At 65.9% G+C, this 12,987-nt stretch carries 10 protein-coding genes; 5 read left to right on the top strand and 5 right to left on the bottom strand.

Annotation, left to right across the window (positions count from 1 at the left end):
• The first annotated feature begins 24 nt into the window (after window positions 1-24).
• Entirely contained in the window at window positions 25-642 is a 618-nt protein-coding gene (locus tag JQ633_RS17600; RefSeq protein ID WP_211986314.1) for a flavin reductase family protein, read from the top strand.
• 14 nt (window positions 643-656) lie between these two features.
• Window positions 657-932 (top strand): GNAT family N-acetyltransferase, encoded by a 276-nt coding sequence (locus JQ633_RS17595; RefSeq protein WP_211986313.1) that lies wholly within the window; start codon window positions 657-659, stop codon window positions 930-932.
• A gap of 51 nt (window positions 933-983) precedes the next feature.
• On the opposite strand, the gene JQ633_RS17590 is transcribed toward JQ633_RS17595, so the two are convergent.
• Both JQ633_RS17590 and yghU read right to left on the bottom strand, forming a co-directional pair.
• The gene (locus JQ633_RS17590; protein ID WP_211986312.1) at window positions 984-1,742 is read right to left on the bottom strand and encodes an alpha/beta fold hydrolase; all 759 of its coding nucleotides are present in this window, start codon (window positions 1,740-1,742) and stop codon (window positions 984-986) included.
• A 45-nt stretch (window positions 1,743-1,787) separates the two neighbouring features.
• Window positions 1,788-2,666, bottom strand: a complete 879-nt coding sequence (yghU, locus tag JQ633_RS17585; RefSeq protein WP_211986311.1) for a glutathione-dependent disulfide-bond oxidoreductase — start codon at window positions 2,664-2,666, stop codon at window positions 1,788-1,790.
• Between the two features lie 309 nt (window positions 2,667-2,975).
• Here yghU and JQ633_RS17580 point away from each other — a divergent pair, with 309 nt between their 5' ends.
• From JQ633_RS17580 to JQ633_RS17570, 3 genes are all read left to right on the top strand, one after another.
• Complete coding sequence (locus JQ633_RS17580; protein ID WP_211986310.1) at window positions 2,976-4,109, top strand: nitronate monooxygenase; 1,134 nt, start codon at window positions 2,976-2,978, stop codon at window positions 4,107-4,109.
• 130 nt (window positions 4,110-4,239) lie between these two features.
• Window positions 4,240-5,751 carry an acetyl-CoA acetyltransferase gene (locus JQ633_RS17575; protein WP_211986309.1) on the top strand — a complete coding sequence of 504 codons (1,512 nt, stop codon included), beginning with the start codon at window positions 4,240-4,242 and terminating at the stop codon, window positions 5,749-5,751.
• A gap of 241 nt (window positions 5,752-5,992) precedes the next feature.
• Entirely contained in the window at window positions 5,993-6,202 is a 210-nt protein-coding gene (locus JQ633_RS17570) for a hypothetical protein (RefSeq protein WP_211986308.1), read from the top strand.
• Between the two features lie 219 nt (window positions 6,203-6,421).
• On the opposite strand, the gene JQ633_RS17565 is transcribed toward JQ633_RS17570, so the two are convergent.
• From JQ633_RS17565 to JQ633_RS17555, 3 genes are all read right to left on the bottom strand, one after another.
• Entirely contained in the window at window positions 6,422-7,624 is a 1,203-nt protein-coding gene (locus JQ633_RS17565) for an efflux RND transporter periplasmic adaptor subunit (RefSeq protein ID WP_211986307.1), read from the bottom strand.
• Entirely contained in the window at window positions 7,611-10,790 is a 3,180-nt protein-coding gene (locus JQ633_RS17560; RefSeq protein WP_211986306.1) for an efflux RND transporter permease subunit, read from the bottom strand. The genes JQ633_RS17565 and JQ633_RS17560 overlap by 14 nt, the downstream gene beginning before the upstream one ends.
• 350 nt (window positions 10,791-11,140) lie before the next feature.
• On the bottom strand, window positions 11,141-12,832 hold the full coding sequence (locus JQ633_RS17555) for a methyl-accepting chemotaxis protein (RefSeq protein ID WP_211986305.1): 1,692 nt from the start codon (window positions 12,830-12,832) through the stop codon (window positions 11,141-11,143).
• Window positions 12,833-12,987 lie beyond the last annotated feature (155 nt).

Raw genomic sequence — 12,987 nt, 5'->3', positions numbered from 1 at the left:
CTACGGCAGGCGATCAGGATCCCCATGGAATACGCTCCCAGCGACCTCAGCCAGCGCGAACGCTACAAGGTGCTGACCTCCTTCGTGCTGCCGCGGCCGATCGCCTGGGTGACAAGCATCGGCGCCGACGGCGTGGTCAATGCGGCGCCGTTCTCGTTCTTCAACGTGTTCTGCGAGGATCCGCCGCTCTGCATGTTCGCAGCCAACCGGCGCCCTGACGGCCGCGAGAAGGACACGCTGGTCAACATCCGCGCCACGCCCGAGTTCGTGGTCCACCTCACCGACGAGCCGCTCGCGCGCGCGATGCATGACTCGAGCGGCGATTTCCCGCCCGAGATCGGCGAGCCCGATTATCTCGGGCTGAAGCTCGCGCCGTCGCGCAAGATCGCGGTGCCGCGCCTCGCGGACGCGCCCTTCGCGATGGAGTGCAAGACCTGGAAGCTGATCGACGTCAACGGCGACCGCCAGCTGATCATGGGCGAAGGCATCCACTTTCACATCCGCGACGAACTGTGGGATCGCGAGACGATGCGCGTGCACATGGAGCGCTATCACCCGATCGGCCGCATGTTCGCCGATCGCTATTGCCGCACCGACGACCGCGTGGTTTTTCCGCCGGCCGAGGGCGCGCAGGCGAAATAGCCGAGGACGAGACGATGAGCGAAACTTTCCGCAACAACGAAGCGCAGAGCCGGTTCGAGCTCGATATCGAGGGCGCAACCGCCTTCGTAGTCTACCGCAAGACGCCCGACACGATCACGCTGGTTCACACCGAGGTGCCGCCGGAGCTCGGCGGCCGCGGCGTCGGCTCGAAGCTGGCGCGTGCCACGCTGGATGCGGTGCGAGCGCTCGGCATCAAGCTCGTCGTAAAATGCGAATTCCTCCAGGGCTTCATGAAGAAGCACCCGGAGTATGACGATCTGCTCGGATAGCGCTCGGAGAATGGAGCCGATCGGCCCGCGCCATTTTGGCGATGCCGCGATCTAGGCCACGCCCGGCCGATGTGCGCGCAGGAAGGAACGAATCTGGCGTACAGCCAGAGGAATCCGCTCCTTGGGCTCCTTCCACGGAAACATACTCACTTCGGCGTTCGGCGCCAGCATCGCTGTCTCCATCGCCACCGCATAGGGATGCGCCGGAATATCGTCGGGCAGGACCAGCAATGGGGTCTTGCACTGACGCACGAAGTCGCGCGTGACGGTGAACACGAAGTCGGGGTCGGTGCGATACATCCGCGTCAGGAATTGTTCGGCCTGCGCGGCGCTGATCTCGGGCCGGCGCCTGACGAGCTCGGGCATCCAACCCTTCATGTTGTTGTCGTAGAACAGATCGCGCATCTCGGGGCGCGATCCGCTGGGCTGCACCAGCACGGCCGCCACGATGCGGTCGGGCGCCCGCTTCAGCAAATTCCATATCAAGGGGCCACCGATGCAGAAGCCCAGCACCATGAACTTGCCGATGCCGAGATGATCCATCAGTCCGAGATGATCGTCGGTATGGGAATCCCAGGGCCGGTCAATCTCGAGCGGCCCCGATGATTGCCCGGCGTTGGCGTTACGCAGATCGGCCGCGACGCAGCGATACTCGCCCTTGAACTCCTCGATCGCGTTGAAGGGCGGGTAGCTGCCGGTGAGGCCCGCGATGGTCGAGTTCAACCCGCCGCCGGCGATCAAGAGAAGCGGAAAGCCGGAGCCCGCCTCCTCGAAATGGATGCGCACGGCGCCTTTCTCGTAGTAGCTCACGGCTGACCTCCCCGATTGCGTTTGGCCTATCGCTCTTGCGGCGCGTTACGACGCCCCGCCCTCGCCGATCTTGTCTTGCGTCCCGGTGTCGAAATCGCTGGCCTCGTGCCGTTCGTGGAGCTGGCTCGACGGCTCGCCCCAGGTGCGGTTGACCATGCGGCCGCGCTTCACGGCCGGCCTTGACGCGATCGCGTCGGTCCAGCGCTGCACGTTCTTGTAGTCCTGCACCGAGAGGAATTCGCCGGCGCCGTAGAGCAGGCCCTTGGCGAGGCCGCCGTACCACGGCCACACCGCCATGTCGGCGATGGTGTAGACGCTGCCGGCGAGAAATTCGTTGTCGGCGAGGCGGCGGTCGAGCACGTCGAGCTGACGCTTCACCTCCATCGCGTAGCGGTCGATCGCGTATTCGATCTTGCTCGGCGCGTAGGCGTAGAAGTGGCCGAAGCCGCCGCCGAGGAACGGCGCCGAGCCCATCTGCCAGAACAGCCAGGACAAGGTTTCCGCACGGGTCTTGACGTCGGTCGGCAGGAAGGCGCCGAATTTCTCGGCGAGATGCATCAGGATCGCGCCCGACTCGAACACCCGGATCGGCTCCGGCCCGCTGCGGTCCATCAGCGCCGGGATCTTCGAGTTCGGATTGACGGCGACGAAGCCGCTGCCGAACTGGTTGCCGTCGATCTTGATCAGCCAGGCGTCGTATTCCGCCCCCTTGTGGCCCGCCGCCAGCAGCTCTTCCAGCATCACGGTGACCTTGACACCGTTCGGCGTCGCCAGGGAGTAGAGCTGCATCGGATGGCGGCCGACCGGCAGTTCCTTGTCATGGGTGGCGCCGGCGACCGGCCGGTTGATGCTGGCGAAGCGCCCGCCACTCTCCTTGTTCCAGGTCCAGACTTTCGGCGGCTCGTAGACGGGGTCATCGGTCATGCAATTGGCTCCGGTGCGGAAATGCGTGAGGGTTAGCTAGCGTTCAAATAATCGTTGGCAAGGGTGCAGGCGACCGGCCCATCGTCATTCCGGGGCTATGCGAAGCATCGAACTCGTTCGCCCGTCGGGCGCCCCGGAATGACATCGCGGCTTATTTTCTACCGAGCGGAATGCCGCCACGCGGCAGCGCCTGCACGCAAGATCGGCGCGGCCGAAACCCGCTTGGCTTGGCCGCATCTGATGGGCTAGCGTCGCGAACAGGCAGATGCCGAGACGCACAAGACGCGGCCGCCGGGAGAAAACGAATCCATGAAATCACCGATCTGCGACATGCTGGGAATCGAATTCCCCCTGCTCGCCTTCAGCCATTGCCGCGATGTGGTCGCCGCTGTCAGCCGCGCGGGCGGCTTCGGCGTGCTCGGCGCCACCGCGCACACGCCGGAGACGCTGGAGCAGGAGTTGAAATGGATCGACGCCCATGTCGACGGCAAGCCCTATGGCGTCGACGTGCTGATCCCGGAAAACATCTCGACCGCCGGCGAGAAGAACGTCACCTGGAAGAGCCTGGAGGCGCGGGTCTCGCAGGAGCATCGCGACTTCACCCGCAATCTGCTGAAGAAGCATGACATCGAGCTCGCGACCACCAGCGTCGCCGACAATCAGCCGCAGCCGTTCGACGGCGAAACCGCGCTGCAGCTGCTCGACGTTTCCTTCCGTCACCCGATCAAGCTGATCGCCAACGCGCTCGGCGTGCCGCCGAAGGCGATGATCGAGCGCGGCCGCGCGCATGGCGTGCCGGTGGCGGCGCTGGTCGGCGCCAAGGAGCATGCGTTGCGCCAGGTCGCGGCCGGGGTCGATATTCTCGTCGTGCAGGGCACCGAGGCCGGCGGCCATTGCGGCGAGGTCTCGACCATGGTGCTGGTGCCGGAGGTGATCAAGGCGATCAAGAATATCCGCGACGTGCCGGTGCTGGCGGCCGGCGGCATCATGACCGGCAAGCAAATGGCGGCCTGCATGGCGATGGGTGCGGCCGGCGCCTGGACCGGCTCGGTGTGGCTCGCCACCGTGGAATCGGAGACCTCGGAGATCTTCCGCGAGAAGATGATCGCGGCGTCCTCGCGCGACGCGGTGCGCTCGAAGGGCCGCACCGGCAAGCCGGCGCGGCAGCTCCGCTCGGTCTGGACCGACGCGTGGGATCGCGGTCCGGACAGCCCCGGCGCGCTGCCGATGCCGTTGCAGAGCATCATCAGCCGCGATGCCTTCAACTCGATCGACCGCGCCGCCGCCGCCGGCAATCCGAAGGCGCGCGATCTCGTGAGTTACTTCGTCGGCCAGGGCGTCGGCCTGATCGACAGCGTGAAATCCGCCGGCGCCGTGGTGCAGGAGTTCAAGGAGGATTTTGCCGAAGCCGTCGATCACATGAATGCGCTGGTGGCGGAGTGACGGACCCACCGCTCGTGTATGGTGGGCAAAGCGAAGCGTGCCCACCATCAAGAGCACGCCGTGAATGGTGGGCACGTCGCTAACGCTCCTTTGCCCACCCTACGAAGCTCAAGCGAAGCAAGAAGAAAAAATGTCGAACAGCATCCCCGAAGACCGCATTCCCGTCATTGTCGGCGTCGGCGAGATCGTCGATCGCCCGAAGGACATCGCCGCCGGCCTCGAACCGCTCACCCTGCTGGAAGAGGCACTCAAGCGCGCGGAGGCCGATAGCGGCGCAAGGCTGCTCGGCGAAATCCAGTCGCTCGACATCGTCAACTTCCTGAGCTGGCGCTACCGCGATCCGGAGAAGCAGCTGGCGCAGCGGCTCGGCATCAGCCCTACGCATCTCTATTACGGGCCGGTCGGCGGCGAGAGCCCGATCCGCTATCTGCATGAAGCCGCGCAGCGCATCGCGCGCGGCGAATGCAACGTCGCAGCGGTGTGCGGCGCGGAGGCGCAATCGACCGCGACCAAGGCGCAGCGCGGCGGCATCGAATTGCCGTGGACGCCGTTCGCGCACGATGTCGAGGAGCCGAAGCGCGGCGCCGCGTTCCAGAAGCCGATGGCCGTGACGCTCGGCGTATTCAGGCCGATCACGGTCTATCCGCTCTATGAATCCGCAACCTCGGCGCATTGGGGCCAGACGCCGCGCGAGGCGCTGAAGGAGTCCGGCGAGTTGTGGTCGACCTATGCGCGGGTTGCCGCCGACAATCCGAACTCATGGCTGAAGAAGCGCTTCACCGGCGAGGAAATCACGACGGCGACGCCTGACAACCGGATGATCGCCTGGCCGTACACCAAACTGATGGTGGCGAACCCGACCGTGAACATGGGCGGCGCGCTGATCCTCACGAGCCTCGCGAAGGCGCGCGCGGCCGGCGTGCCGGACGAGAAGCTGATCTATCCGCTTGGCGGCGCCTCGGCGGAAGAGCCACGCGACTATCTGATCCGCGATCAGTTCGTCGAGAGCCACGCGCAGACCGCGGTGCTGAAGACGGTGATGGACCTCGTCGAAGGCGACGGCCGGAAGTTCGACGCGATCGAGCTCTACAGCTGCTTCCCCTGCGTGCCGAAGATGGCACGCCGTACGCTCGGCCTCGGCAGCGACGTGCAGCCGACGGTGACCGGCGGCCTCACCTTCTTCGGCGCGCCGCTCAACACCTACATGACGCATGCGGCCTGCGCGATGGTGCGCAAGCTGCGCAGCGGCGGCACGCTCGGCCTGCTCTACGGCCAGGGCGGCTTCGTCACCAAGCATCACGGCCTCGTGCTGTCGCGCGCGGCGCCGAAGGCAGCGCTCAAGCAGGCAGCCTCCGTGCAGGCGGAGGCCGACCGCAACCGGCGGGATGTGCCCGACTTCACCACCGAGGCGACCGGCAAGGGCAAGGTCGAAGCCTTCACCGTGATCTACCGCGGCAATGGCGAGGTCGAGCACGGCGTCACCATGCTGCGCACCGAGGACGGCCGCCGCACGCTCGGCCGCATCCCGGCGAGCGACACCGCGACGCTGGCCTATCTGCAGAATTTGGACCGCACGCCGGTGGGAACGACGGGCAACATCGTCACCGCCGCTGACGGCATGCTGGAGTGGCGGGTGGGGTAACGTCCTCCGCTGCGTAATCCGGATGAAGCGCAGCGCAATCCGGGGACAGTGTCGGCCGCGGAGAGACGGCCCCGGATTTCGCTTCGCTCCATCCGGGCTACGGGAGTTCGTAGGGTAGGCAAAGCAACAGCCGACGATCCCTATGCCGGACCTATATCCGGCAGCTCGACTCGCTCTCGATTTCCTATACGGTGCGAACCAGATCCATACCGGGCGACTTATGACGACCGGAGTAAAGACAATGCTGAAAGGTCTGGCGCTAGCCGCATCCATACTTGCATTTGGCACGATCTCTGAAGCAGCCCATGCAAGAACGATCACCACACATGAGCGAAAGAGTCCGCAGGTGCATATGCAAGACGGCGCTTGGGATTCCGTCGCGGCGAAGCCGATGGCTCCGCCCGAGAACGATCCATTCGCCTATCACGGCGGACCGAAATCCAACGAGTAGTGCCGTAGCCCGGATGGAGCGCAGCGCAATCCGGGAACAGGATCGGCCGCGGTGAGACTGCCCCGGATTTCGCTTCGCTTCATCCGGGCTACGGGAGCCGACGCGGGCAAAGTTCGTAGGGGTGGCAAAGCGAAGCGTGCCCACCATCGCGAGCACGGCATGGATGGTGGGCACGGCGTTGCTCACCTTTGCCCACCCTACGGATCCGTGCCGAGGTGACTAACCCTTCACGTCCTGCTTTTCGGAGGCCGTCGTCGGCTTGCCCTTGGCGCCGGCGCCGGTGACGCGGACCTGGTCGCCGTCGGAAAGGCCGTCCGGCGGCGCGGTGATGATGCGGTCGTCGGGCGAGAGGCCGGAGGCGATCTCGATATCCTTGCCGAGGTCGCGGCTGATCTTCACCGTCTTGAACAGCACCTTGTCGTCCGGTGTCACGGTGGCGACGCGCAGGCCGTTGCTGTTGAAGATCAGCGCGCTGGCGGGAATGCTCAGCGGCGTCGAGTCGCGCTGCAGGTTCAGCTTCACGCTGGCATAGCTGCCCGGCATCAGTTCGCCCGAGGAGTTGTCGAGCCCGAGCTGCATCCGCGTGGTGCCGGAGGAGACGTCGACCGCCTGCGAGGAGGCTTCGACCGTCGCCTGGAAGCTGCGGTTGGGATAGTCCGGCAGCACCAGCGTCGCCTTGGCGCCGATCTTGATCGCCGGCACATAATTCTGCGGCACGTTGACGTAGACGCGCAGCTTCTTGATGTCCGAGATCGTGAACATCGCCGGGCCGGAGCCGCCACCGGCATTGATCAGCGCGCCGACGTCGGTGTCGCGCGAGGTCACCACGCCGTCGAACGGCGCCGTGATCTTCTTGTAGCCGGCGAGCGCCTCGAGCCGCTCCACATTGGCCTGGCCGGCCTTCACCGCGCCGTTCTTGTTGGAGAGGTCGGCGGTGCGCTCGTCGATCTCCTGGGCGGAGACGAAGTTCGAGGCCACCAGCGTCTTGCGCCGGTTCAGCGTCGCTTCCGACAGCTTGGCGCTGGCCTGGGCGCTGGCGAGGTCGGCGCGCGCCTGCAGCAATTGCTGGTCGAGGTCGGGGGCTTCGATCTCTGCGATCACCTGGCCGGCCTTGACCCGGGCGCCGATGTCGGCGTCCCAGGTCTTCAGGTAGCCGGAGACGCGGGCGAAGATCGGCGCGCGATAATAAGCTTCGAGGCGGCCCGGCAGGTCGATGGTCGGGCTGAGCGCCTTGGCGCTCGGCAGCGCCACGGCGACGCTCGGAATGGCCTGGTCGTCGGTCCACTCCTTCAGCTTGGTGCCCTGCTCCTCGCGGGCGCGGATGCCGGTGCCGACGATCAGGCCGGCGCCAACCAGTGCCACCACGCCGAAGATGCCCAATTTCCGGCGCGAAACCGGGGGGCGCTGCTCAGTGGGCGGCATGCGGAATCTCCGATGAGGCGGCGGCTTTGGCGCCTTGCTTCTTGTGTACCATACTGAATACCACGGGGACAAACATCAGGGTCGCGAAGGTGGCGAAGATCAGGCCGCCGATCACCGCCCGGCCGAGCGGCGCGTTCTGCTCGCCGCCCTCGCCGAGCCCCAGCGCCATCGGCGCCATGCCGATGATCATGGCGAGCGCGGTCATCAGCACCGGGCGGAAGCGGACGAAACCGGCCTCCAGCGCCGCCGCGATGGGGTCGCCGAGATCCTCGTAGCGCTCGCGGGCGAAACTGATCACCAGCACGCTGTTGGCGGTCGCGACACCCATGCACATGATGGCGCCGGTCAGCGCCGGCACCGACAGCGTGGTCTCGGTCGTGAACAGCATCCACACGATGCCGGCGAGCGCCGCGGGCAGCGCGGTGATGATCACGAACGGATCCGACCAGGACTGGAAGTTCACCACGATCAGGAAGTAGATCAGCACCACCGCGCCGAGCAGACCGAACAGCAGGCCGGTGAACGCCGAGTTCATGGTCTGCACCTGGCCGAGCAGCACCACGGACGAGCCCTTCGGCACTTCCTTGGCGGTATCGGCGATCAACTTGCGCACGTCGGTGGCAACGCCGCCGAGGTCGCGCCCCTGCGTCGTGGCGTAGATCTGCACCAGCGACTGGATGTCGTATTGCGACACCACCGCGCTCGAGGTCGCGCGCTTGATGTCGGCGATGCCGCCGAGGATCGGCGCCTGGGTGTTGCCGGTCGCGGTGATCGGCAGGGTCTGCAGCGCGCTCAAGGAGTCGATCTGGTACTGCGGCGTCTGCATCACGATCGAATAGGACACGCCGTTGTCGGGATTGAGGTAGTAGGTCGGCGCGACCTGCGAGGAGCCGGCGAGGTTGACGACCAGCGAGTTGGTGACGTCGCGCTCGGTCAGGCCGACATATTGCGCGCGGGTGCGGTCGACATCGATGTTGAAGGTCGGGTTGTTCGGCGACTGCTGGATGCGCGCATCGGCGATGCCGGGGATGCGCTTGATCTTGGCCAGCAGCTTGTTGGCATAGGCGAAGTTGGCCTCGAGATTGGCGCCGCGGATCTGCAGGTCGATCGGCGCCGGTGCGCCGAAGTTGAGGATCTGGCTGACGATGTCGGCCGGCAGGAACGCGAAGCTGGTGCCCGGGAACAGCCGCGGCAGCTGCTCGCGCAGCGTCCGCACATGCTCTTCGGTCGGCTTGTGATCTTCCTTCAGGCGGATCTGGATGTCGCCGTCCTGCGGGCCGATCACGCCAGTGTTGTTGTAGGTCATGTTGATACCGGAGATCGGCATGCCGATGTTGTCGGTCATGGTCTCGATCTCGCCCGGGATCAGCTTGCGGATCGCCTTCTGGACGTCGGCGAGCTGGTTGGCGGTCTCCTCGACGCGGGTGCCGACCTGGGTGCGGACATGGATCAGGATGTTGCCGGCGTCGACCGACGGGAAGAAGTTGCGGCCGAGGAACGGCACCAGCAGGAACGAGGCGGCGACCACCGCGAGGAAGCAGCTGACGAACACCGCACGGTGGCCCAGCGCCATCGCCAAGAGGCCCTGGTAGCCGCGGCGGATGCGCTCGAACCGCGCCTCGAAGCCGCGCTGGAACCAGACGAAGGGGTTGCGCGATTTCGGCGGCGCGCCCTCGTGATGGACATGCGGCTGCAGCAGATAGTTCGCCATCGTCGGCACCAAGGTGCGCGACAGGATGAACGACCAGATCATCGCGAACATCACCGCTTCGGCCATCGGCACGAACAGGAAGCGCGCCACGCCGGTCAGGAAGAACATCGGCACGAACACGATGCAGATGCAGAGCAGCGAGACGAACGCCGGCGTCACGATCTGGTTGGCGCCGTCGAGGATCGACTGCTCGACCGGCTTGCCCTGCTCAAGGTGGTAATTGATGTTCTCGATCGTCACCGTGGCGTCGTCGACCAGGATGCCGACCGCGAGCGCAAGGCCGCCGAGCGTCATGATGTTCAGCGTCTCGCCGATCGCCGACAACATGATGATGGCGCCGAGCACCGACAGCGGGATCGAGACCGCGATGATGACGGTCGAGCGCCAGCTGCCGAGGAACAAGAGGATCATCACGCTGGTCAAGAGCGCGGCGATCACGCCCTCGAAGGCGACGCCGGTGATCGCGCCGCGGACGAACACCGACTGGTCGCCGATGAAGCCGATCTTGAGCGCATCCGGCATCTGGTCCTTGACGTCGATCACCTTCTGCTTGATGCCGGAGATGATATCGAGCGTCGAGGTGGCGCCGGCCTTCAGCACCATCATCAGCACCGAACGGTTGCCGTCGACATGGACGATGTTGGTCTGCGGCGGATTGCCGTCGCGCACGCTGGCGACGTCGCGCACATAGACCATCGCGCCGTTGACCTGCTTGATCGGCAGGTCGCCGAGCTCCTCGAGCCGGAGCGGCGAGTTGTTGAGGTTGATGGTGTATTCGAAACTGCCGATCTTCTGGGTGCCGACCGGCGTGATCAGGTTCTGCGCGGCGAGCGCATTGGCGACGTCCTGCCCGGACAGGCCGCGCGCCTGCAGCGAGGTCGGGTTGAGGTCGATCTGGACCTGGCGCTGCTTGCCGCCGAACGGATAGGGAATCGCGGCGCCCGGCACCGTGACCAGCGGCGTGCGCAGCTGGTTGATGCCGATATCGGCAAGGTTCTGCTCGGTCAGCCCGTCGCCGGACAGCGCCACCTGGATGATCGGCACGGTGGACGCGCTGTAGTTCAGGATCAGCGGCGGCGTCGCGCCCGGCGGCATCTGCTTTAGCAGGGTCTGCGAGATCGCGGTGACCTGCGCGTTGGCGGTGCGGATGTCGACGCCGGGCTGGAAGAAGATCTTGATGATGCCGACGCCATTATAGGAATTGGCGACGATGTGCTCGATGTCGTTGACGGTCGTGGTCAGCGCGCGCTGGAACGGCGTCGTGATGCGCCCGCTCATCTGGTCAGGCGGCAAGCCCGTGTACTGCCAGACCACGCCGATCACGGGGATGCGGATATCGGGAAAGATGTCGGTTGGCGTGCGCAACGCCGCCAAGGGTCCGATGATCAGGAGGAGCAGCGCGAGCACGACGAAAGTATATGGCCGGCTCAGCGCGATACGGACCAGTGCGATCATAAAAGAGGCGTTCCCGAAATAAGCCTGCCCAGGCAAACGGAATCGGCGAGCAAAAGGCTGTTCCGCCGGGTGGATTTACCCGATGCAGGGCAAAACGCCAACCCGCGCGGCCGTGATGCGCTTCACTTCCTTGGCATCCTCAGTGAGAGCGCAAGCATCCGTCCGATCCTTGCCGCCCCGGCGCGGGAGCTGAGACGCCCGATGCTGTCAGAACCTTGCGGATTCCGGACATTCCGTCGGCTGCATCGAGCCAGCGCAACGCAGGTCTGCGAAAACGCGGTGCGGCGTTGCAAGCTTGCCGCGCGGATGGCGGTCGGTTGCCCGGGCAACGGCCCGCCCGGACCGTCTGATCAGGCGGCCCGCACCGCATCGAGGAATTTACCGACCTCGAGCTTGAGGCGGTTGCTGTCGCCCGACAGCGATTGCGCCGCTGACAGCACCTGGTTCGAGGCCGAGCCGGTCTCGGTCGCGCCGTGCTGCACGTCGACGATGTTGGCCGAGACCTGCTGGGTGCCCTGCGCGGCCTGCTGCACGTTGCGGGAAATCTCCTGCGTCGCCGCGCCCTGCTCTTCGACCGCCGCGGCGATGGTCGAGGAGATCTCCGAGAGCCGCTCGATGGTCGAGGAAATCTCCTTGATCGCGCCGACCGATTCCTGTGTCGCGGCCTGGATGCCGGCGATCTGCTGGCCGATCTCCCCGGTGGCCTTCGCGGTCTGCTCGGCCAGCGCCTTCACTTCCGAGGCGACCACGGCAAAGCCGCGGCCGGCCTCGCCGGCGCGCGCCGCCTCGATGGTGGCGTTGAGCGCCAGCAGGTTAGTCTGCCCGGCGATGGTGTTGATCAGCTCGACGACGTCGCCGATGCGGGCGGCGGCCTTCGACAGCTCGCTGACGCGGTCATTGGTGGTACGGGCCTGGCCGACGGCATCGCCCGCCATCCGCGCCGATTCCTGCACCTGCCGGCTGATCTCGGTCACCGACGACGACAGCTCCTCGGTCGCCGAGGCCACCGACTGGACGTTGGTGGAGGCCTCCTCGGAAGCGGCCGAGACCGAGGTGGTCAGCTCCTGCGCGCGCCGCGCGGTCGACGACAGCGTGCTGGCGGAAGCTTCGAGCTGGGTCGAAGCCGACGATACGGTCTGCACGATCTCGCCGATCATCTGCTCGAAATTGCGGGTGATCGCGTCGACCCGTCGGCCGCGCTCGATCTTGGCTTCGGCATCGGCGGCGGCGGCCTCATCGGCGGCCTTCTTGGCGATCAGGGCTTCCTTGAACACCTGCAGCGTGTCGGCCATCGCGCCGATCTCGGTCTTCTCGCCCTGGTGCGGCACGACGGCGGTGAGATCGCCGCGACCCAGCGCCTGCATCGGCGTGACGATCGAGGCGATGCCGGCCGAAATGTCGCGGACCGTGTAGACGCTGACGCCGACGCCGATGATGATGGCCGCGCCGATGATCACGGCGAGCAGCATCAGGGCCGACGCGTAGCTGTTCGCCGCGTCCCGCGCGGCCCTGTCGGCGCCGGCATTGTTGAGGTCGATGGACTTGCGCAGGATCTCGTCGGCGTCGAGCCCGATCTTGTTCACCGTGTTCGCGTTCAGCTGATGGGCCTCGTGCGGGATCTTGCCGGCTTCCTTGCGCGACAGTTCCATCACCTGCTCGGTGCCCTTCTTGTAACGGGTCCAGGCATCGGCCCATTGATTGTAGAGCGCGCGCTCCTCCGGCGAGGAGATCATCGGCTCATAGGCCGCGCGGATCTTGGTGTTGGCCTCCACCACCATCGCAAGGGTCTTTTCCTGTGCCTGCTTGTCCTCCAGCGTCTCGGCCAGCATGTGCTCGCGGATCACGTTGCGGTAGGTGATGACGCCGGCGCGCAGATCGCCAAGCGCCCGCACGCTCGGCAGCCAGCTCGTCGTGATCTCGACGGTGTTGGCGTTGATCGACCGCATGTTGGTGACGGCCAGCAGGCCCACACCTGCCATCGCGACCAGCAGAAACGCTACCGCGGCAATCAGCTTGGCGCGGATCGAGAACTTGGCAAACATCGGGAAATCTCTTGGTGCCGGGCTCGCGAGGTCCGGTAGTACGGAAACGCCGGCGCTGCGGGACGCCGCAAGCATCAAAGCCAGCTCGCCTCCTTCGGTACGGTTAATTTGTTTCCCCGTTCAACTACGGAGACGCGCGTCGTCAACGCGACGCG

This window comes from Bradyrhizobium tropiciagri (assembly GCF_018130505.1).
GTDB lineage: Bacteria > Pseudomonadota > Alphaproteobacteria > Rhizobiales > Xanthobacteraceae > Bradyrhizobium > Bradyrhizobium tropiciagri_B.
This window is presented reverse-complemented; position numbering and strand designations above follow the sequence as displayed.

Bases quoted from the DNA above. Each gene is read 5' to 3' on its own strand.
- JQ633_RS17570 (WP_211986308.1), top strand. From the start codon at position 5,993: ATGCTGAAAGGTCTGGCGCTAGCCGCATCCATACTTGCATTTGGCACG.
- JQ633_RS17555 (WP_211986305.1), bottom strand. From the start codon at position 12,832: ATGTTTGCCAAGTTCTCGATCCGCGCCAAGCTGATTGCCGCGGTAGCG.
- JQ633_RS17600 (WP_211986314.1), top strand. From the start codon at position 25: ATGGAATACGCTCCCAGCGACCTCAGCCAGCGCGAACGCTACAAGGTG.
- JQ633_RS17575 (WP_211986309.1), top strand. From the start codon at position 4,240: ATGTCGAACAGCATCCCCGAAGACCGCATTCCCGTCATTGTCGGCGTC.
- JQ633_RS17580 (WP_211986310.1), top strand. From the start codon at position 2,976: ATGAAATCACCGATCTGCGACATGCTGGGAATCGAATTCCCCCTGCTC.
- yghU (WP_211986311.1), bottom strand. From the start codon at position 2,666: ATGACCGATGACCCCGTCTACGAGCCGCCGAAAGTCTGGACCTGGAAC.
- JQ633_RS17565 (WP_211986307.1), bottom strand. From the start codon at position 7,624: ATGCCGCCCACTGAGCAGCGCCCCCCGGTTTCGCGCCGGAAATTGGGC.
- JQ633_RS17560 (WP_211986306.1), bottom strand. From the start codon at position 10,790: ATGATCGCACTGGTCCGTATCGCGCTGAGCCGGCCATATACTTTCGTC.
- JQ633_RS17595 (WP_211986313.1), top strand. From the start codon at position 657: ATGAGCGAAACTTTCCGCAACAACGAAGCGCAGAGCCGGTTCGAGCTC.